General features: G+C 50.3%; 19 protein-coding genes and 1 riboswitch. Of the genes, 11 read left to right on the top strand and 8 right to left on the bottom strand.

From position 1 onward, the window contains the following. Nucleotides 1-16: 16 nt before the first annotated feature. On the bottom strand, nt 17-898 hold the full coding sequence (locus CAG64_RS18320; RefSeq protein ID WP_021706427.1) for an NAD(P)-dependent oxidoreductase: 882 nt from the start codon (nt 896-898) through the stop codon (nt 17-19). A 129-nt stretch (nt 899-1,027) separates the two neighbouring features. Between CAG64_RS18320 and CAG64_RS18315 the strand changes: the two genes are divergently transcribed. Continuing rightward, nucleotides 1,028-2,359 (top strand): aminotransferase-like domain-containing protein, encoded by a 1,332-nt coding sequence (locus tag CAG64_RS18315; RefSeq protein WP_161457354.1) that lies wholly within the window; start codon nt 1,028-1,030, stop codon nt 2,357-2,359. A gap of 21 nt (nt 2,360-2,380) precedes the next feature. Here CAG64_RS18315 and CAG64_RS18310 read toward each other — a convergent pair whose 3' ends face one another. After that, entirely contained in the window at nt 2,381-2,842 is a 462-nt protein-coding gene (locus CAG64_RS18310) for an ecotin family protein (RefSeq protein ID WP_021706429.1), read from the bottom strand. A gap of 316 nt (nt 2,843-3,158) precedes the next feature. On the opposite strand from CAG64_RS18310, the gene CAG64_RS18305 reads away from it, so the two are divergent. The 8 genes from CAG64_RS18305 (at nt 3,159) to CAG64_RS18270 (ending at nt 12,390) form a co-directional block, all read left to right on the top strand. Further along, entirely contained in the window at nt 3,159-3,824 is a 666-nt protein-coding gene (locus CAG64_RS18305) for an HAD family hydrolase (RefSeq protein WP_021706430.1), read from the top strand. A gap of 64 nt (nt 3,825-3,888) precedes the next feature. After that, nucleotides 3,889-4,788: a LysR family transcriptional regulator gene (locus CAG64_RS18300; protein WP_161457353.1), complete on the top strand. Its 900-nt coding sequence runs from the start codon at nt 3,889-3,891 to the stop codon at nt 4,786-4,788. A 464-nt stretch (nt 4,789-5,252) separates the two neighbouring features. After that, nucleotides 5,253-6,152 (top strand): ubiquinol oxidase subunit II, encoded by a 900-nt coding sequence (gene cyoA, locus CAG64_RS18295; RefSeq protein ID WP_161451544.1) that lies wholly within the window; start codon nt 5,253-5,255, stop codon nt 6,150-6,152. A 4-nt stretch (nt 6,153-6,156) separates the two neighbouring features. Then, on the top strand, nt 6,157-8,193 hold the full coding sequence (gene cyoB / locus CAG64_RS18290) for a cytochrome o ubiquinol oxidase subunit I (RefSeq protein ID WP_021706433.1): 2,037 nt from the start codon (nt 6,157-6,159) through the stop codon (nt 8,191-8,193). Further along, nucleotides 8,183-8,776: a cytochrome o ubiquinol oxidase subunit III gene (gene cyoC / locus CAG64_RS18285; RefSeq protein WP_161451541.1), complete on the top strand. Its 594-nt coding sequence runs from the start codon at nt 8,183-8,185 to the stop codon at nt 8,774-8,776. Before cyoB ends, cyoC begins: the two co-directional genes overlap by 11 nt. Next, nucleotides 8,776-9,090: a cytochrome o ubiquinol oxidase subunit IV gene (gene cyoD, locus CAG64_RS18280; protein WP_021706435.1), complete on the top strand. Its 315-nt coding sequence runs from the start codon at nt 8,776-8,778 to the stop codon at nt 9,088-9,090. Before cyoC ends, cyoD begins: the two co-directional genes overlap by 1 nt. 7 nt (nt 9,091-9,097) lie before the next feature. Beyond that, nucleotides 9,098-9,964 carry a heme o synthase gene (gene cyoE, locus CAG64_RS18275; protein ID WP_021706436.1) on the top strand — a complete coding sequence of 289 codons (867 nt, stop codon included), beginning with the start codon at nt 9,098-9,100 and terminating at the stop codon, nt 9,962-9,964. A 410-nt stretch (nt 9,965-10,374) separates the two neighbouring features. Further along, nucleotides 10,375-12,390 (top strand): alkyl/aryl-sulfatase, encoded by a 2,016-nt coding sequence (locus CAG64_RS18270; protein WP_337247462.1) that lies wholly within the window; start codon nt 10,375-10,377, stop codon nt 12,388-12,390. Between the two features lie 49 nt (nt 12,391-12,439). Here the strand turns inward: CAG64_RS18270 and CAG64_RS18265 are convergent, their stop codons facing one another. The 4 genes from CAG64_RS18265 to CAG64_RS18250 all read right to left on the bottom strand — a co-directional run bounded on the left by CAG64_RS18265 (nt 12,440) and on the right by CAG64_RS18250 (nt 15,127). Beyond that, nucleotides 12,440-12,916, bottom strand: a complete 477-nt coding sequence (locus CAG64_RS18265) for a DUF4234 domain-containing protein (RefSeq protein WP_161451538.1) — start codon at nt 12,914-12,916, stop codon at nt 12,440-12,442. A gap of 97 nt (nt 12,917-13,013) precedes the next feature. Then, on the bottom strand, nt 13,014-13,637 hold the full coding sequence (locus CAG64_RS18260; RefSeq protein WP_161457351.1) for a class I SAM-dependent methyltransferase: 624 nt from the start codon (nt 13,635-13,637) through the stop codon (nt 13,014-13,016). Between the two features lie 171 nt (nt 13,638-13,808). Next, entirely contained in the window at nt 13,809-14,804 is a 996-nt protein-coding gene (locus tag CAG64_RS18255; protein WP_161457350.1) for an HlyD family secretion protein, read from the bottom strand. Next, nucleotides 14,804-15,127, bottom strand: coding sequence for a DUF3302 domain-containing protein (locus CAG64_RS18250; protein WP_021706441.1), 324 nt, complete (start codon nt 15,125-15,127; stop codon nt 14,804-14,806). Before CAG64_RS18250 ends, CAG64_RS18255 begins: the two co-directional genes overlap by 1 nt. Before the next feature lie 242 nt (nt 15,128-15,369). Here CAG64_RS18250 and CAG64_RS18245 point away from each other — a divergent pair, with 242 nt between their 5' ends. Together CAG64_RS18245 and CAG64_RS18240 are read left to right on the top strand one after the other, a co-directional pair. Then, a complete protein-coding gene (locus tag CAG64_RS18245) occupies nt 15,370-15,747 on the top strand; it encodes a hypothetical protein (protein WP_161454777.1) in 378 nt (125 codons plus the stop codon). A 17-nt stretch (nt 15,748-15,764) separates the two neighbouring features. Next, nucleotides 15,765-17,150 (top strand): class II fumarate hydratase, encoded by a 1,386-nt coding sequence (locus CAG64_RS18240; protein ID WP_161447878.1) that lies wholly within the window; start codon nt 15,765-15,767, stop codon nt 17,148-17,150. Between the two features lie 46 nt (nt 17,151-17,196). On the opposite strand, the gene mgtE is transcribed toward CAG64_RS18240, so the two are convergent. Both mgtE and tnpA read right to left on the bottom strand, forming a co-directional pair. After that, nucleotides 17,197-18,552 carry a magnesium transporter gene (gene mgtE / locus CAG64_RS18235; protein ID WP_021706444.1) on the bottom strand — a complete coding sequence of 452 codons (1,356 nt, stop codon included), beginning with the start codon at nt 18,550-18,552 and terminating at the stop codon, nt 17,197-17,199. Nucleotides 18,553-18,656: 104 nt separating this feature from the next. Next, nucleotides 18,657-18,826, bottom strand: a riboswitch (M-box (ykoK) riboswitch). A gap of 240 nt (nt 18,827-19,066) precedes the next feature. Then, nucleotides 19,067-19,385, bottom strand: a 319-nt coding sequence (gene tnpA, locus CAG64_RS18230) for an IS200/IS605 family transposase (RefSeq protein ID WP_161489347.1), incomplete at its 5' end; no start/stop codon positions are given.

Genomic DNA, 19,385 nt, shown 5'->3' with positions numbered 1-19,385 from the left:
ATGGAGGCCCTTATAATTATGAGTTCTGTTTAGCCACGGCTTTAAACAGCACCGACGTGTCCATCCGGCCGAGTCCGTCTTGTTGTAAATCGGCGTATTGCTCATCCACCTTACGTGTCAGCGGTAACTCTAATCCGTAACGCTGTGCTTCTTTGAGGCAAAAACCGAGATCTTTGCGCATCCAGTCGATGGCAAAACCAAAATCGAATTTGTCCTGTGCCATTGTGACAGCGCGATTTTCCATCTGCCATGAACCCGCCGCACCGTGCTTGAGCACGTCAACGACCTGTTCAATATCCAGATTGGCTTTCTGAGCCAAAAGTAAAGCTTCACTGAGCCCCTGCAAAATACCGCCAATACAAATCTGGTTGACCATCTTACAACGCTGACCCTGACCGTTCTCCCCCATCAGAGCGACTTGTTTGGCATACGCATCCATGATCGGACGAGCCTGTTGGAACGCATCAGGCTGACCACCGCACATCACGGTCAGCACGCCGTTCTCTGCCCCGGCCTGACCACCCGACACCGGGGCATCCACAAACTGATTCCCTTGTTGATGGCACGCTTGGGCCAGTTCTAGGGCCAGTTCTGCAGACGTTGTCGTGTGATCAACCAGTACGGCACCTGATTTGAGGCCAGCTAACACCCCTTCCTCGCCGTAGATGACACTGCGTACATCGTCGTCGTTGCCCACACACACAAACACCACATCGCAGTGGTGAGCGGCGGCTTTCGGGGTGTCGAATGCCTGGCCACCATACTGCCCGGCCCATTGCTGCGCCTTCGCTGACGTACGGTTATAAACCGACGTTTGGTAACCCGCTTGCTGTAAATGACCTGCCATTGGGTAGCCCATGACACCCAGCCCAATAAACGCGACTTTACTTGTTTCCATCTCTCATTTCTCCCGCTGATTAGCCGTTATCCATTTTGATTGTGCTGAATATCTAAGCACCGACATTGACATATGTCAATTAATCAATTTTAATTCATTACACTAAGTCATTAAGTCAACCAGAACCGTATGAGCGAAGCCAAGTTCCGTCAGATTGCCGATACCATCACCACCCGGATTATAGAAGGTCGCTATCCGGCGGGCACTAAACTGCCCACCCACCGGGAAATGGCTATCGAATTAGCCACAACCCCAGCGACGGTAGCAAAAGCTTATAATCTGCTGACAGACATGAATAAAGTAGAGTCATTTGTTGGGCGGGGAACGTTTGTCTGCGGCGGTTCGCATCTGGCATCGGTGATTCGCGCTGAGGAGAAAAGCGACGAATTTAACTTCTCAATTTTACAGCCGTGCCTGGTGCACAACGCAACAGCACTGCAACAAGCCTATTCCCAAGCTCGCTGGGATGTTTCTTTACTCGGTTACAGTGAACAATCCGGCCATCAGGCACATCGGCAAAATGGCGCAAAGTGGGCCCAGGCGTATGGTCTGGATCACGCCAATCAGGACAACATCCTGCTGACCAACGGGGCCCAACACGCTCTATCTCTTATCGTCGAGACACTTACCCAGCCAGGTGACACCATTGCGGTGGAAGCACTGACCTATCCGGGGATTCTGGCCATTGCCAGCCTGTTCGGACGGCGAATCGTTGCGGTCGAAATGGACGCAGACGGTATGCGTGCGGACAGCCTGTCGCACATTCTTGCCGAACACCAGCCCAAACTGGTTGTTGTGGTTCCTTCACACCACAACCCGACGGGCATCACCATGCCCATCCACCGACGTGAGGCGATTGCCAAGGTGGTGCAAGCTTCCTCAGCCTGGTTGGTTGAAGATGACATATACGGCTTCCTCAACCCTGAACCTATTTCCGCCATCAGTAACTGGATTCCTCAGCAGAGCTTTCACATCACCAGTCTGTCAAAAGCCATCAGTCCGGCCATGCGCTGCGGTTTTCTCAAGGTACCGGATCATTATATCGACACGCTGAGCACACACATCCGAGCCACTATCTGGATGGCATCACCACTGAATTACGTCGTTGCCAGCGACTTAATTCAATCTGGAGAGGCGTTTGCTATGGCCGAGAAACAAAAGGCACTCGCGGTGCAAAGGCAAACGTTAGCAAAGCAAATTCTGGGCACGGACACTCAAGGGACGGGCTACCACATATGGCTGCCATTACCTGACGGCTGGCAACAGGATAAGTTGGTAATCGAAGCAAAAAAACAGGGAATTTTGATCAGCAGCGGCGGCTACTTTACCGCAGACCAACATGACAGCCAGTACGTACGTCTGGCACTGACCACCATTGCGACGGAGAAAAAATTCGAGCAGGGTCTGCAAAAGCTTCGAGTTTTGCTCGACAACCCTGCCCGAGTTAATTTTCCTGTATGAGCCCAATAGCTCCGGAAAATATTACGATTCTGGAGCCCAGATACGGATGCTCACATCCAGCTCTGCTGGTGCGTACACCACCACTGGCAGTTTGCTGTTATAGCGGTAAAGATCTTTGTTGTACATCTTCACAAACGCTTTGGTTTTTTCCTGATCCGGTGGACACGCCATCAGTGTGGAAGCCCCCTGACCCGTGTAACCTTCAACCTGGAAGTAGTTGTAACCCCAACCTTTCAAATCATGCTCAACAATCTGACCGCCAAGTGACACGCGGTTACAGTCTAGCATCATCTCTTTACCAGCAACGATTTCAACGCGCTTATCCTGCTCGTTGTTCGCTGGATCAAGATAGAAAACGTGGCGAGTCATACCGTCGATTTGCGGAAACATTTCAGCAGACGGTTTGGTGTAATCAGCAGAACTCATCGTAGAACATCCAGACAGCATCAATGCGCCGGCAATCAGCCAAGGGCTCTTTTTCATTGTTTAATCCTTATCAGCATTAATTAAGGAGATATCCGCATCCAGTTGTGATACGGAATATACAGTACACATGATAGTTTATCGCCAGCACTTTAACTGCTAAATTTCTGTAAGCATTGATAAAAATGAGCAATTGTCGGTGCAGTCTCAGATAATTGACACCAAAAGTGCGTTTTTCATTTCCCTTTAAAATACACTGTTCATTATTGATTTATCCCATATATGGATTGACGAATTGATCAACAGGAAAAGGGACTATCGACGAGACTTGTGTCACAATGCATCACCTGATTCCCTCAACCAAAAGCTGTATTCTATGAACTTCCAAGCTGCAATTTTTGACATGGACGGACTGCTACTCGACACAGAGCGAGTGTGTATGCGTATTTTCCAGGAAGCCTGTGAGGCACTGAGTGTTCCGTTTCTGAAAGACATTTATCTGGGTATCATCGGTCGTAACGCGGCCGGGATTGAAGAAACCATTCGTCAGGGATACGGCCCGGATCTGGACTACCCAACGCTACACGCAGAATGGCGCAAGCGTTACGATGCGGTGGTCAAACATCAGGCGATCCCGGTCAAAGATGGTGTGGTAGAGTTACTCACCTGGTTGAAAGCGCAAGGTATTCCGACCGCCGTGGCAACCTCGACGCAAAAAGAGATCGCTCAGATAAAACTCAAACTGGCCGGATTGGATCACTATTTCGATAATCTCACAACCGGATGTGAGGTGCAGCGCGGTAAGCCGGATCCTGAAATTTATCTGTTGGCTGCTGGCCGTCTTGGCGTTCAGCCGCAAGCGTGCCTGGCCTTTGAAGATTCAAATAATGGCGTGCGCTCGGCAGTTGCGGCCAATATGACCACCTTTCAGATCCCCGACTTGGTTCAGCCATGTGCGGAAGTGCGAGCCTTCGGCCACCAGATTAATGATTCGCTGAATGACGTGCTGGCACACCTTCAGCGCCAATATGCAACGACATAACATATTGTAAATCATACGGTTTATGTCTAATCTCAGGCTAAGGATGGCCTGATGGAAACCCATAATGGATCTGAACTTATTCAAAACTTTCGATGCGGTGATGAAAACTCGCAGCGTCAACGAAGCCGCTGAGCTCACAGGCGTCACTCCGCCTGCGGTCAGTCATGCACTGAATCGTCTACGTGAACTGTATCAGGATCCCCTGTTCATCCGCCAGGGACGTGGTATTACCCCGACCAACTTTGCCATTGAACTGCACGCCGAAATCGAAGCTCCGCTCAGCGTTTTACTCAATGGTGGCAGCTCGCGCACCTTGTTCGATCCATTAACCAGCGAACGGACATTCCGCATTTCCAGCCATCAGGACATTGACGTGATGGTTCTGCCAGCGTTGTCAGTGTACCAGTCTCTGCATGCGCCTAACATCACGATTCACGCCGACGTTGAACGGCTTAATGAGCAGGATCGCCAAGAAGAACTGCGCAAACGCAAAGTGGATCTGATCCTGGCGACCATACCTTTTGAAGATCACGGCTATCATAATCAACTGCTGTTTCACATCGATCTGGCTGTTGCTGCCAGTCGGCAGCATCCGCGCATTCAAGACCGCCTTAGCCATGAGCAGTTTTACGCAGAAAAGCACCTCTTGTGGAAAACCCAACGTGACAACCTCTACGCGCTCGATTCCCTGACCCGGGAAAAACAGCCGGAGCGCCAGGTCGCCTATATCACCAGCTCCAGCGCCAACGCGCTGATGATGACGGCACAAACCGACTGGTTGTGTGTCAGCACGCGCTGGCACATTGCTCAGTTTCCTCAGTTGCAAATTCTTCCCGTCCCGTTTGAGACGCAAAAAGTGCCGATTTATATCACCTGGCACCAAAGTCAACAGAACGATTCCGGCCATCAATGGCTCAAACAAGCCTTGTATAAAAGCACCGAATGCTTTCGCCAAAACACGTGATTTTACCAATTTCATAATAAGGGACTAAGATCACAAATTTGCACAACAATAACGGGCAACTTATCAGCAGCACCGTACGGAATAACCGACTATCGCACCCAGTAACCGAACAGCATACTAAGCAAATAAAATCATAAGGTTATATAACAATAACCGTAAGTGAAAATCCTTATCATTTATAAAACCACGCGCCTAGAACACACCAAATATGAAAGGTAAGTTTTCATATTCGTCTAATGAGCTTCCCCTTGTAAATCCTCATAATGCGCCGGATGTAACATTGTATTTCAAAGTGTAACATTTAATCCATATAAGAAGCAGGGTTATTAACGACCGCCATTCTCTTACGGATAGCGCACTTTGAAGTGCTTCGTTGCTATTGCTCAACATAATACATTCAAACGACTAAACCCGGTGACTCAGGCCCGCCCTGTCCGCCGGATAAACATTGAGAAAGTTAGTTAATGGAAGCCTCAAGATACAAAAGCATCTTGTCTAGGGCTGGGTTGGCTTTTGCCATTCTCCTGCTCTCCGGATGCGATTCTGCTTTGCTAAATCCGAAAGGCGCTATTGGTGTACAAGAGAAAGAACTGATCATCACCTCACTGGTGTTGATGCTCATTGTGGTGATCCCCGTCATCCTGATGACCATCTACTTTTCTTTCAAATACCGCGCGTCGAATACTGACGAAGAGTATGCTCCGGAGTGGTCTCACTCGACCAAGATCGAGCTGGTGGTATGGACGATTCCTATCATCATCATCGCGATCCTCGGTACTATCACCTGGCACTCAACGCATGAATTGGAACCTTCAAAACCTTTGGCCAGCGATGTTGAGCCAATGACGATTGAAGTGGTCTCCATGGACTGGAAATGGCTGTTCATCTACCCAGAACAACACATCGCCACTCTAAACCATGTAGTGTTCCCGAAAGATGTACCTGTCGAGTTCAAGCTCACTTCTGACAACATCATGAACTCGTTCTTTATCCCGCGTCTGGGCAGCCAGATCTACGCCATGCCAGGCATGGTGACCCGCCTGCATCTGATTGCTAACCACGAAGGTGACTTCAAGGGTATTGCAGCCAGCTACAGCGGCGAAGGATTCTCGCACATGAAGTTCACCGCGACTGCGACCGCAGACCGCGCCAGCTTCGATAAATGGGTAGAAAAAGTTCAGTCCAGCCCAGATACCCTGGCCGATCTGAGCGCTTATAAAGCCCTGGCAAAACCATCGATTGATGAGCCAGTGACTTACTACTCGAAAGTAGTGCCTGAGCTGTTCACCAACGTCGTAACCCAATACCCGGGTTCAATGAACGCCAGCTTTGACAAAGCTTGTCTGGTCGAAGATGAAGGATAACCCTATGTTTGGAAGATTAACTCTCGATTCCATTCCATATCATGAGCCGATTATCATGATAACGCTGGCCGTTATCGCGATCGTCGGCGTTGCTGTTCTTGCGGCCGTTACCAAAGCGGGCAAATGGGCATACCTTTGGAATGAATGGTTTACCTCGGTAGACCACAAAAAACTTGGTTTCATGTACATTGCAGTCGCAATGATCATGTTGCTGCGCGGCTTTGCCGATGCGGTGATGATGCGAAGCCAGCAACTGCTCTCATCAGCAGGTGAAGCAGGTTACCTGCCTCAGCACCACTATGACCAGATCTTCACCGCCCACGGTGTGATCATGATTTTCTTCGTCGCGATGCCTCTGGTTATCGGTTTGATGAACATCGTGATCCCTCTGCAGATCGGTGCGCGTGATGTGGCATTCCCTTACCTGAATAACCTGAGCTTCTGGCTGTTTGTGGTTGGTGTGATTCTGACAAACCTGTCACTGGGTGTTGGCGAATTTGGTCGTACTGGTTGGCTGGCCTACCCTCCTTTGTCTGGTATTGACGCCAGCCCCGGGGTCGGGGTCGACTATTGGATCTGGGCATTGCAAATATCCGGTGTGGGCACGACGCTGACGGGTGTGAACTTCTTTGTCACTATATTGCGTATGCGTACCCCGTCTATGCCGCTGATGAAAATGCCGGTGTTCACCTGGGCTTCCCTGTGCGCCAACATACTGATCATCATCTCGTTCCCAATTCTGACCGTAACCATTGCGCTACTGACTTTGGATCGCTATCTGGGCATGCACTTCTTCACCAATGACATGGGGGGCAACATGATGATGTATGTCAACCTGATTTGGGCGTGGGGTCACCCGGAAGTGTACATATTGGTGCTGCCGGTGTTTGGTGTGTTCTCCGAAGTCACCGCGACTTTTGCGCGTAAGAAGCTGTTCGGTTATACCTCGCTGGTGTGGGCGACCATCGTGATTACGGTGCTGGCCTTCATTGTATGGCTGCATCACTTCTTCACCATGGGCTCCGGCGCAAACGTGAATGCCTTCTTTGGTATCGCCACCATGATTATCTCAATCCCGACAGGGGTTAAGATATTCAACTGGTTGTTTACCATGTACAAAGGCCGCATCACGTTCACCACTCCTATGCTGTGGACCGTCGGCTTCCTGATCACTTTCTCGATCGGGGGTATGACTGGCGTACTGATGGCGGTACCAGGTGCCGACTTCGTTCTGCATAACTCGGTCTTCCTGATCGCTCACTTCCACAACGTAATCATTGGTGGTGTGGTATTTGGCTGTTTCGCGGCACTGACTTATTGGTTCCCGAAAGCAACAGGCTTCATGATGAACGAATCTTGGGGCAAACGTGCGTTCTACTGCTGGATCATCGGTTTCTGTATGGCCTTCCTGCCGCTCTACGCGCTGGGCTTTATGGGTATGACTCGCCGTATCAGCCAGGATCTGAACCCTGAGTTCTTCCCGCTGCTGGCGATTGCAGCTGCCGGTACAGCGGTTATTGCACTTGGCGTACTGTGCCAGTTCGTGCAAATCTACGTCAGTATTCGTGACCGCAACCAGAACCTGGATCTGACGGGTGACCCGTGGGATGCACGTACTCTGGAATGGGCAACGTCCTCACCGCCGCCGTTCTACAACTTCGCTCACCTGCCAAAAGGCGATGAAGTCGACGCATTCTGGTACCAGAAACAGCGTGGTGAATTCAAACCTGAGCAAGAAGTCGAATACGAGCCTATTCACATGCCAAAGAACACGCCAACGGGTATGTATGTGTCCGCTTGGGCCATGATCTTTGGTTTCGCAATGATCTGGTACATCTGGTGGCTGGCTGCCGCGAGCTTTGTCGGCATCGTCGTCGCTTGTATCCGTCACAGTTACAACGAAGACGTGGATTACTACGTTACCGTTGAAGAAATCAAAGAAGTCGAAGCGCAGCGCCGCGCGAAACTGGCTGAAGCTGGTAAGGCAACGCCTCAGACTGACGGTGACGAAGACGATATGGAGGTGACCTATGCACGCTAATACTCACGCTCATGATCACCACCATGATACCGGTGGTAACAAGCTGTTTGGTTTTTGGATTTACCTGATGAGCGACTGCATTTTGTTTGCAACCCTGTTTGCAACATATGCGGTACTGGCTGGCGCAACCGCCAATGGCCCGGACGGTAAAGAGATCTTTGAACTGCCATTCGTATTCGTCGAAACCATGCTACTGCTGCTGAGCAGTATCACATTCGGTTTCGGGATGATTGCGATGAAACGCAAAGATCTCTCATCGATGAAACTGTGGCTGGCCGTGACCTTCCTGTTCGGCCTGGGCTTTATCGGTATGGAGATTTACGAGTTCCATCACCTGATTGAAGAAGGCTTTGGCCCGCAAAACAGTGCATTCTTGTCTGCGTTCTTCACGCTGGTCGGTACACACGGTCTGCACGTGTCGTTTGGTCTGATCTGGCTGGCGGTGTGTTACCACCAGCTGAGCACCAAAGGCCTGAATGAGATGATGGAAACCCGATTCCAGTGTCTGAGCCTGTTCTGGCACTTCCTGGACATCGTCTGGATCTGTGTATTCACCATTGTTTACCTGGTAGGAGTGATGTAATGAGCAATCAACACGCAGACACCGGTGCACGCGATTACGTGAAAGGTTTTATCTTTTCACTGATCCTGACCGTGATCCCGTTTTACTTTGCCTGGACGCAAACTCTGCCGGAAGCGACCACCTACGCATTGCTGTTTGGCTGTGCCATCGTGCAGATCGTGGTTCACTTCGCTTACTTCCTGCACATGGAAGTAAAAACCGAAGCAGGCCAATGGAACATGGTGTCACTGGTGTTCAGTGCCATTGTGGTACTGATCCTGATTGCAGGTTCCCTATGGATCATGTGGAACCTGCACGAAAATATGATGCTGTAGGTCTGATATGCTGAAAAGCTATGTCTCACTGACCAAGCCAGGCATCATTTTCGGCAACCTGATCTCTGTGGCTGCGGGGTTCTTCCTCGCAGCCAAATCAGAGCCAGCAACCGGGTCACTGCTTGCAGTGACCATGGTTGGGGTTGCACTGGTGATAGCCTCCGGCTGTGTGGTCAACAATATTTTTGACCGCGACATTGATTTCAAAATGGCGCGTACCCGCAACCGCGAAATGGTGCAGGGTAAAATCAGTATCGATGCTGCATTTGTGTACGCTCTGGTACTGTTGCTGGCCGGTACCGCAACGCTGTACCTTAAGGTCAACCCACTGTCGACAGTGGTGGTCCTGCTGGGCTACGTGTTTTACGTTTTCTTTTACACCATGTGGTACAAACGCACCTCAGTATACGGTACAGCGGTTGGCAGTATTTCCGGCGCGGTTCCGCCTTTGGTGGGCTATCTGGCGGTCACTAACTACATCGGTATTGAAGCAATCCTGTTGTTCACTTTGTTCTGTTTGTGGCAAATGCCACACTCGTACGCGATTGCGATGTTCAGGATCCAGGACTACCGTGAAGCCGGTATTCCGGTACTGCCGGTCAAATCCGGTATCATGAAAGCTCAGAAACACATGAAAGCCTACGTGGTTGCGTTTAGCGTCGTCGCGATGGCCCTGTTTCTGTTTGGTCAGGCGGAATATGAATTTCTTGCCGTGGCCGCGCTGGTCTGTCTTTACTGGCTACGCGTGACTTTCCGCCCAGTCAACTATGATAACTACGAATTCTGGTCCAAGGCCGTGTTCAAAGCGTCGTTGATTGTGGTGATGGGAATTAGCGGTATTCTCGGTCTCCAACTGTTTACCCTGACCGCCTAGTTCTTTTCTGGCGTACTTGTTCATCTGGCAGCACGGCCGATAACGGTTCTTACCATTCGATGATCCGAACCCGGTATGTGTGTGTCCGCGCTGCGTGAACAAATACGCCACCCTATTCTCTCCGATTGCAGATACCCATGCCCCAACACGAACATGGGTGTCGGAAGCAATAACCCGACCAGAATGTCTGTTTTACCCAGTTTCACTGATATTGGCTCTCGGCTGCATCCATCCACGCTGACTGCCAAATTAAGTTCAATAAAAATAAATCAAATGCCAAATAAAAGATGAATTATATTTAATCCACTTTTTACGGTTGCTCTATCGATCAATCAGTTAGCGCCACTTACTCTAACTTAGTCCGTGGCAGAGCTGTCTGCCACTCTTACTCAGTTAGAGAGGTAATGCCCGTGAGCTTCATTGCAACCAAACGTCTGGCACTTGTGCCGTTGGCGCTATTGATTTCGCCGTCACTTTACGCTGCACCGCTGAGCAGCTACCAGTTTACTTCCCAAACCAAAGACGCCACTGACTTCACCACCAAGGCCAATGACGAGGTTTATCAGCAGCTCGATTTCACCGACACAAAAGCGTTTCAACAAGCCGACCGTGGCTTCATTGCACCGTTGCCCAATGGCGGCCTGATTGAAGGTGTTGCCGATATTCCGGCCATGCAGTTTGTGCAGGGAAAACCCGCTCCGGCGACCGTCAACCCTAGCTTGTGGCGCCATTCTCAGTTAGTCAACCGCGGCGGCTTATATGAAGTTTTGCCCGATAAAATTTATCAGGTGCGCGGCAATGATCTGGCCAACTTGACCATTATTGAAACCCCGAACGGCATCATTCTCTATGACGTCGAATTCTCGCCAAAAACGATGAAAATGGCTTACGAGCTGTATGCCAAACATCGCGGTAACCGTCCGCTCAAAGCGATCATTCTCTCCCACTCGCACACCGATCATTTTGGTGGTATTGAAGGGGTGATCCAAACCGGTCTCGCCACCGAACAAGACTTCCAATCCGGGCGTATTCCGATTTACGTACCGCAAGGGTTTGTGAAAGAAGCGGTCAGTGAAAACGTCTTATTTGGGAACATCATGAGCCGTCGCTCAATTTACCAATACGGCGCCGTCTTACCGAAAAACGATAAAGGCATCACAACCGCAGCACTGGGGCCGCTGGTGCCAAATGGCGACAACGGGCTGCCTACCGCTGTACATGAAATCACACACAATAAGCAGGAAGTCACCATTGATGGCCTGAAGTTTGAGTTCCATTTGGCGCCGGACTCCGAAGCACCCGCTGAAATGGTGTTTGAAATCCCGGCTTGGGGGGCTATCTCTATGGCAGAAGATGTCAACCAGTTGCAACACAACATCTACACGCTACGTGGCGCTAAAACGCGGGATGCTGGCAAATGGGCCAGCTACATTAACCAGGCGATCATCGACTGGCAGGACCACGCTCAGGTGTTGTTCGGACCACACACGTGGCCTACCTGGGGTAATCAGGATGTCGTCAGCTACATGAAAGGGCAGCGTGATCTCTACAAGGCCATCAATGATCAAACCACCCGTCTGGCCAACCATGGTTATCGCCCGCGCGATATCGCCAAACACATTGAGATCGCCGATCCGATCATGAAACAGTGGTACAACCGCGATTACTACGGCAATTTCGAAAACAACGTGATCGCCACTTATGTCAATAACCTCGGCTGGTACGACGGCAACCCTGTGCAGCTGGCACGCCATACCGACGCCGAAACCGGACAGCGTTACGTTGCTGCATTCGGCGGTGAGGGCAAGGTGATCGAAAAAGCGCTCGACTCATACCAAAAAGGCGACTACGCCTTCACGGTTCAGTTACTGGACAATATTGTCGCTTACACCAAAGACAACACCGATGCTAACTATCTGATGGCGGATGCCTTTGAGCAACTCGGGTATCAGGAAGAAACGTCTCTGGTGCGTAACTGGTACCTTACCGCAGCCCAGGAGCTGCGCAATAAACAAATGCTGCCACAGCCAATCAACACCGCCGGTCCGGACGTGATCAAAGCGATCCCATCGGATTTGATGATGCAGGTCTTCGCAACACGCATTGTGCCGGAAAAATCGCTTCAGGCAGGCCGTATCGCGTTTGATTTCAAACTCAACGGTGAAAACTATGGGGTGGAAATCGAAAATGGTGTGATGAACGCGTCGAAAGACTACCAACCAAAAGACAGCAGCGGCACAATCAGCTCGGATAACCTGACACTGTTTAGCGTGCTGGGAGGCAAAGTCACCCCCGAACAGGCCGTCAAGAGTGGCAAAATTACGCTCAGTGGTGACAAACAACTGCTTAACCGCTTCATGTCTGTCCTCGATAATCAGATCCCAAATCGCTTTAATCTGGTCGAGCCACGCTTAAACGACCAATAATCGCTGACCTGGGTTCAACAAAAAGCGACGCATCCGCGTCGCTTTTTTATTAGGCATCAAGCTGCGTCTGCGTGCTCTGCTCATCAGAGTCCAGCTCTTCACACAGGCAGTTCACCTTATAGTTGAAATACAAGGGCGTAAACAACACCGTAAACAACGCACTGAAAGCCCGTGCTGAACCCGGCTCAAACCCAAGCGCCGCGTTCACCCGGTTACGCGCCTTAAAGCCCCAAATCAGCAGCATAATCGATACTGACAACCCAATCAGGTTGTCGACAAGAGACAACATCAGATTGTCGTAGAGCAGTATCGACAGTACCCGCGTCATCATACCGATGCAGGCCAGACCGAATACCGTCTCCATGAAACCTTGATTAATCGGCGTCATACCGTGTGGCAGGGCGTTAATTTTCTCGCTTTGACTCTTCGCATAGTACGCGGTGTAGATCCCCAGAGTCACCAGCGCGAGAAAAAACAATCGCCAGGAACTCTGGCTTTGCAGTTGCCGGATGAGATTACGATCCATTGGGTGTCCTCTTGTCAGCATTTCGTGGTTTAAAAAACGGTTCACATTGTGCTCGCCTTTGCGAAAAAGTCAATTCATCTTATTGATTATTAAATGATTATGTTGTCACTACCTGAGCAAATACCGCTTTCACCTTGCTGCCTAACATCTGGCATTGAACCTCATTAAAACCGGCTGCGCGGCAAAACGATTCTGTCAGAGAGGGGGTAAGAACAATCGCATGACGGGGCTTAGTTCGATAAGCAAGCGTATAACGAAAACGCAGTTTGCAACGCTCCCAGAGGCTCATTTCATGTTGCGTATAGCTGAGAATGTACAAGCGACCAGCCGGTTTCAGCACGCGACGGACTTCCATCAGCGCCCGCTCCTGATTGGGAATCACATGCAGCAGATTGGCCATAAATACGGTATCGAAGGTGTCATCTTTGTAAGGCAGGAAAAAACAGTTGGCTTTTTCGACGTGGACCTTAGGTTCATTCTCAAAGCGCTGCGCAGTCACCGCCAACATGGCATCCGACCAATCCGTTGCGGTCACTGACGTGGCCTGCTCGACAAAACACTCCGTGTAAGTACCGTTGCCACAACCCAGTTCCAACAGTTTTCCAACCGAGGTAATCGCAGATAAACGCTGCTTGATCCTGCGGACATTGTCTTCGCCCACTACGTAGTTATTTTTTGCTTCAAAGTTCCGGGAAAACTGCTCCCAGTGGTTGTGACTCATGCTTCCTCCGTGAAACCGATGAGTGAGACCTAATAAGCCTGTTGTTGCACAGCAGAGGATACTATCTTTTTCGCCCTCCGCCTAAAAAAAGCAGGCACAAAAAAGCGGATTCAGTGCACAATTTCCTTGCCACTGAACCCGCCCTTTTACTCATTCTCGCTGAGTGAGGATTTAACCTTCAAATACCCAATTCTGCCAACTTTGCATTCGTAGTATCACTTTGCGTACGATGCTGAACATCTCCCACTTTGGTGAATACACAGCAACGTGGGCGTCAGCTCCGGCAGGCACAGGCATGCCCAGCAATAACGCCGGCTCGTCGAGTTCCACCTTGACCAGTAAACGTCCATTCGCCGGGATGTGTTCCGGATATTGCAACTTACCTGAGGGTTGGAATGATCCCTGTGCCATGATGTCGTTCACTTGCACAACATGCGCTTTGTACGCATGGCCAGGAATGGTGTTGAACGTCACTTCCGCCGGATACCCCACTTTGATGTAGCGCGCCGGTGACTGCTTAAAAGCCGCAAATATCTGTTTGTCTTCTTGATGAACAAACGTCATATTGCCCTGAAACGGCACCATTCGACTCTTCATTCCCGGGCGCAACGCCATCTGGCTGACGTACCCATCCGTTGGTGCACGCACTGTCGTTGCATCCAGGTTGAATTTTGCCAACGACAATTGTGCCTGATATTGCGACTTTTGCGCCTGTTGAGCCAACAAGTTGGATTCAACCGTGTCAATACTCTCCTGTGACGAGAAGCCTTTTCGGCCCAGGTTTTTGTAGCGATCCAGCTCTGACTGATAAAACGCAATGGCCGCATCGGTGCGCTGGATATCGCTCTCGATTCGCTCAACCTTATCTTGAAATGGCGCCGGATCAATTTGATACAGAGGGTCACCGGCTTTCAGCGCTACGTTTCCCTTGATGTAGACCTGGGTGATCAACCCTTCGACTCGCGACGTGATTGGTGTGGTCACGCTGTACACCCGGGCCATGCGCGAAACGGGCTGATACATCGCCATGTACAGAAAAATCCATCCGACCAGACACATGCCAATCACGCTGGCGGTGGTCAGTGTCCATTTGTTTTTTGGCACACGGAACACTTTAAACACCACCACACATAGTGCGATGTAACTCAGAATAATCAACGTTTCCATCACTTCACCTCGTTGTGTTGTTCCAACTGTTCAATGCGCGCCAGCAGTTGATCGTACTGCTCCTGAGTCACCTCCGTCTGCATACCACGCCAGCGCTTAGTGTCCGGGTCATACAATACGGCCCATATCCACAGAAACGGCCAAATCACATGCAGAAAAAACAGGCTGATCCAGCCTGCAACGTGAATCGCTTCCTGATGCGGATGATTGCGTTTTTTCGCCATTTCATAAGGAATGTCATGCAACACGATCAGGCCATAAACAAAGATCAACAGCACAACAAACAAAATCGCGAGTGAAAGATAGTCCAGGGTCAGGTTCATTAATTCGCTCTCTCTATCAAGCGCAGCAGCGCCAATAATGGCTGAGAATAGAGATCGTGTTCGCAAACAACAAACAACCAGACTGAATACTAAATTAAATATGATTCATCCATTCGCAAGTTCTATCGTTAGTTTAAATTATCATTGTTACCACTGGGGTTGGCAGTAATGGGCGTGTGTTAAGGTTGCTTCACCTCGCATTTAATGATAATAATTATCATTAACAAAATAGTGAGAGCCCTATGGAACAACAACAAGCCCTCTATCGCGCCTTTTATCAAGCCCAGGATCGTTTTCTGGATCCTTATACCGCGTGCGGTTTCGAGCCTGATATTATCTGCAATTATGTCCATTGTGGGCTCTTACTGACTTCTTATTATGAATACGGGGCGGAACATCAGAATCCACTGTTGTGTGAGCTGTTTCTGCGTCAGGTGTACTTTCATCTATTAGACGGTATTGACGATACGACTCGCTCGCGCGTCTTTCGCCAGATCTGTCTGGATGCCGTACATACGCCATTGCTGTGTCTGAAACGTTTTTACGATCATATCTCCGATGGCGACATAAAGTTCCTATCCTTAAAACAAGAATTACAGCGTTTGAATACGCCTTTGTAGCCGAAAAGGAATACACCATGACTCAACAATATCGGATTGAAAAAGACAGTATGGGCGATGTGAACGTCCCAAAGGATGCTCTCTACCAGGCTCAGACCCAGCGCGCAGTCGACAATTTTCAATTCAGCCACCACACCATGCCCGTTGCTTTTATTCAGGCACTGGCTCAAATCAAACAAACCGCAGCCCTGACCAATGCGCAGCTCGGTTTGCTCGAAGGTGACATCGCCAATGCGATCGCAGACGCGGCTCAGCAGGTCATTGACGGCCGGCATCTCGAGCATTTTCCGATTGATGTGTTCCAGACGGGCTCAGGCACCAGTTCGAACATGAATGCCAATGAAGTGATCGCCACATTAGCCAGTGCCCAGCTCGGCGGTGATGTCAGCCCCAATGACCACGTTAACATGGGCCAAAGCAGCAACGACGTGATACCGACCGCTATTCAGGTCAGCAGCGCACTGCTGACTGAAAAACAGCTGCTTCCGGCACTGGAACACCTTATTGACGTACTGGAAAAGAAAAAAGCCGAACTGGCGGACGTGGTGAAAACCGGTCGCACCCACTTAATGGACGCCATGCCAGTCACTTTCGAACAAGAATTAGGCGGATGGCAACAACAAATCCGCCACGCAAAATCCGCCATCGAAAGTGCGCTGACATCGGTCAAACAGCTGGCACAGGGCGGAACAGCCGTTGGAACCGGCATCAATGCGGATCCACGTTTTGCACGCGCGTTTGCCGATAATCTGACCCAAGACACACATGTCCGTTTTGCCGCCAGCGACGACTTCTTTTTTAACCTCAGCAGTCAGGATGCCATCGTTGCATTATCCGGCCAGTTAAAAACCGCCGCTGTCGCGATCATGAAAATCGCCAACGACCTGCGCTGGATGAATTCGGGCCCGTTAGCCGGACTGGGTGAAATTGAGCTGCAAGGCCTGCAACCAGGTTCCTCCATCATGCCCGGCAAAGTGAACCCGGTTATCCCAGAAGCCGCAGCCATGGCCGCAGCCCAAGTGATCGGCAACGACACCACCATTACCATCGCGGGGCAAGCCGGTAACTTCCAACTCAATGTCATGCTCCCTGTGATCGCGCATAACGTGCTGGAAAGCATCGAGCTGTTGAGTAACAGCGCTGTTGCGCTGGCTGATAAAGCCATCGCCACCTTTACAGTGCGTCGTGACAACCTGGACACCGCCCTGGCACGCAACCCCATTCTGGTGACCGCACTGAACCCGGTGATTGGTTATCTGAAAGCGGCTGAGATCGCCAAACTGGCGTACAAGCAGGGTCGGCCGATCATTGACGTTGCTGAAGAGCAAACCGATCTCGACCGGGCGACACTCGAACGCCTGCTCGACCCGGCCAAGCTGACGCAAGGTGGCATCGCAGAATAACTGACATCGCCGAAAATAAAAAAGCCTCCTTACGGAGGCTTTGTCTTTATGCCAGTTCAGGCAAGATTAACTTAGCGATTTCGAAGTAAATCACCAGGCCCGTGCCATCGACCAGCGTGGCAATAAAGGGCGCAGAAACCACCGCCGGGTCAATACTTAAGCGGCGCAGTACCATCGGAATGATGGACGATACAAATGCGCTCCACAGTACGATGGCCAGAATGGTCAGTGTCACCACCAGCCCGACCTCAACACCGACCCCCAGACTCCAGGCTCGCACCCAAGCCGCGCCAGCCATGGCAAGCGCAATCATCACCCCGGTGGTCAGCTCTTTGCTCAGCACCGAACCGAGGTTTTTCAAACTTACTTCGCCCACGGCCATTGCCCGGATAATAGTGGTGGTGATCTGTGTGCCACTGTTGCCTCCGGTCCCAATCAACAACGGAATAAAGAATGCCAGCGCGATGGCCGCTTCCAGTTGCTCTTCAAACGCTCTCAATACCGTACCGGTGTAAGCTTCGGCCAGAAACAGCGCCAACAACCAGCCAATGCGTTTTTTCCACAAGTTCCAAGGAGAGGTTTGCAGATAGCTGGCATCCAGCGGCATTGAGCCCCCCTGCATCGCCGCATCTTCTGTGGTTTCCTTTTCCAGGATATCAACCGCGTCATCCAGGAAGAAGAAACCAACCAGCAAACCATTGTGCTCGACCGGTAACACCGTAACATCCAGATCCAGTAAGCGGCGTGATGCCTGCTCCTGATCCAGAGAGACATCCAGCACCTCGCCTTTGGGCTGCATGATGTCGCTCAGGGTTTGATCTGCCGACGCAACCAGCAGCATTTTCAGGCTGATTTCACCAACAAGCTGACCGTACTCGTTCACCACATACATATTATTGAGGTGATGGTGCGGTGTATCCCAGGCCTCATAGAGTACTTGTTTCGCTTCGCTGAGACTTTGGGTCACGGATAAGGTCAGCACATCTGAGTGCATGTGGGCGCCGACCGATTCGTCCGGCCAGTTCAGCTTGCGTTGCAACTGCAACGCTTCTTCATTGGCCAGGAAGTCGAAGATCGCCTCTCTTTCGTGTGCCGGCAAAATCCGCAGCAGTTTTTCCACCGTCCGTTGCGGTAACGCAGTCAGAACGGCTTCCAGCTGAGGCTTTTGCATATACGCCACAACGTCCGCCGCCAGCTCCGGAGAGATACGGCTGAAAATGGTCACCAATTGCGCTTGTGACAACTGACACAGAACATATTTGGCTTCCTGATCAGACAAATTGACCAGTTTTTGTACCCACTTTTCGCTGTCTGGCGCATTCGCCAGTTTGTGAGAAAAAGCGGTGAGTTGCTTGATTTGAGCTGCTACTACAACAGGGTTAGTAGTTTTCATTACATTCATCACACATACCTCATGTGACTCAGGACAGACCTGAATTGATTGATCTTTGATGCAAGAAAACAGCAGTTGAAGGTCGAGAAAATAAAAGCTGTATAAGAAGGAAGGAACAATCCCCACGTCTTAGCTTCAGCACTGTACAACGTATTCACTGACGTGAAAGCCACTTGGGTTAACACCTTAAGCCGATGATAACTGTCCTAATCCTGGGCATCTCTCGATGTCGTGGGATCAGTGGCCTATGTTTGAACAGGAGCCTCGCCTAACGAGATGCTGTAAAATACACAGTAGGTTCTCTTTAGAACGGCGCGATTATAAGAAGGCGCCTGACAAAACAACAACTAAAAATCCTGATGGTGATGATAAAAAACCGTGACGGCACGCACACAAGACATCGAATCGCTCTGATCAAAAAAAGTATCCACCGGCATAGCCGGTGGTTTTTCATATGCGCCTATAAGGCTCTCCTACTGGCAGCGCCCTAGCAGGCGCGTAGTGATCTGACATTTGCATATGACTATTTCCTGCGGCCCGTAAACGGGCTACCTGAATACGGGATCGACAATTGCTCTCCCATTTTATCCTGTTCTAGTTGGTGCTTTATGTAACTTTGTATCTTGCCGGTGTTTTTTCCTACCGTATCGACATAATACCCTCGACACCAAAATTCTCGATTCCTGTACTTGAACTTCAAATCCCCAAATCGCTCATAGAGCATCAAGCTACTTTTTCCTTTCAAATACCCCATAAATGATGAAACACTCATCTTCGGTGGTATTTCTAAAAGCATATGAATATGATCTGCGCAGCATTCCGCTTCAATAATATTCACACTT

The sequence above is a fragment of the Vibrio sp. V38_P2S17PM301 genome (assembly GCF_009904845.1).
GTDB classification, from domain to species: domain Bacteria; phylum Pseudomonadota; class Gammaproteobacteria; order Enterobacterales; family Vibrionaceae; genus Vibrio; species Vibrio proteolyticus.
This window is presented reverse-complemented; position numbering and strand designations above follow the sequence as displayed.

Coding starts and splice junctions, on each gene's coding strand:
- CAG64_RS18320 (WP_021706427.1), bottom strand. CDS start 898: ATGGAAACAAGTAAAGTCGCGTTTATTGGGCTGGGTGTCATGGGCTAC.
- CAG64_RS18315 (WP_161457354.1), top strand. CDS start 1,028: ATGAGCGAAGCCAAGTTCCGTCAGATTGCCGATACCATCACCACCCGG.
- CAG64_RS18310 (WP_021706429.1), bottom strand. CDS start 2,842: ATGAAAAAGAGCCCTTGGCTGATTGCCGGCGCATTGATGCTGTCTGGA.
- CAG64_RS18305 (WP_021706430.1), top strand. CDS start 3,159: ATGAACTTCCAAGCTGCAATTTTTGACATGGACGGACTGCTACTCGAC.
- CAG64_RS18300 (WP_161457353.1), top strand. CDS start 3,889: ATGGATCTGAACTTATTCAAAACTTTCGATGCGGTGATGAAAACTCGC.
- cyoA (WP_161451544.1), top strand. CDS start 5,253: ATGGAAGCCTCAAGATACAAAAGCATCTTGTCTAGGGCTGGGTTGGCT.
- cyoB (WP_021706433.1), top strand. CDS start 6,157: ATGTTTGGAAGATTAACTCTCGATTCCATTCCATATCATGAGCCGATT.
- cyoC (WP_161451541.1), top strand. CDS start 8,183: ATGCACGCTAATACTCACGCTCATGATCACCACCATGATACCGGTGGT.
- cyoD (WP_021706435.1), top strand. CDS start 8,776: ATGAGCAATCAACACGCAGACACCGGTGCACGCGATTACGTGAAAGGT.
- cyoE (WP_021706436.1), top strand. CDS start 9,098: ATGCTGAAAAGCTATGTCTCACTGACCAAGCCAGGCATCATTTTCGGC.
- CAG64_RS18265 (WP_161451538.1), bottom strand. CDS start 12,916: ATGGATCGTAATCTCATCCGGCAACTGCAAAGCCAGAGTTCCTGGCGA.
- CAG64_RS18260 (WP_161457351.1), bottom strand. CDS start 13,637: ATGAGTCACAACCACTGGGAGCAGTTTTCCCGGAACTTTGAAGCAAAA.
- CAG64_RS18255 (WP_161457350.1), bottom strand. CDS start 14,804: ATGGAAACGTTGATTATTCTGAGTTACATCGCACTATGTGTGGTGGTG.
- CAG64_RS18250 (WP_021706441.1), bottom strand. CDS start 15,127: ATGAACCTGACCCTGGACTATCTTTCACTCGCGATTTTGTTTGTTGTG.
- CAG64_RS18245 (WP_161454777.1), top strand. CDS start 15,370: ATGGAACAACAACAAGCCCTCTATCGCGCCTTTTATCAAGCCCAGGAT.
- CAG64_RS18240 (WP_161447878.1), top strand. CDS start 15,765: ATGACTCAACAATATCGGATTGAAAAAGACAGTATGGGCGATGTGAAC.
- mgtE (WP_021706444.1), bottom strand. CDS start 18,552: ATGAATGTAATGAAAACTACTAACCCTGTTGTAGTAGCAGCTCAAATC.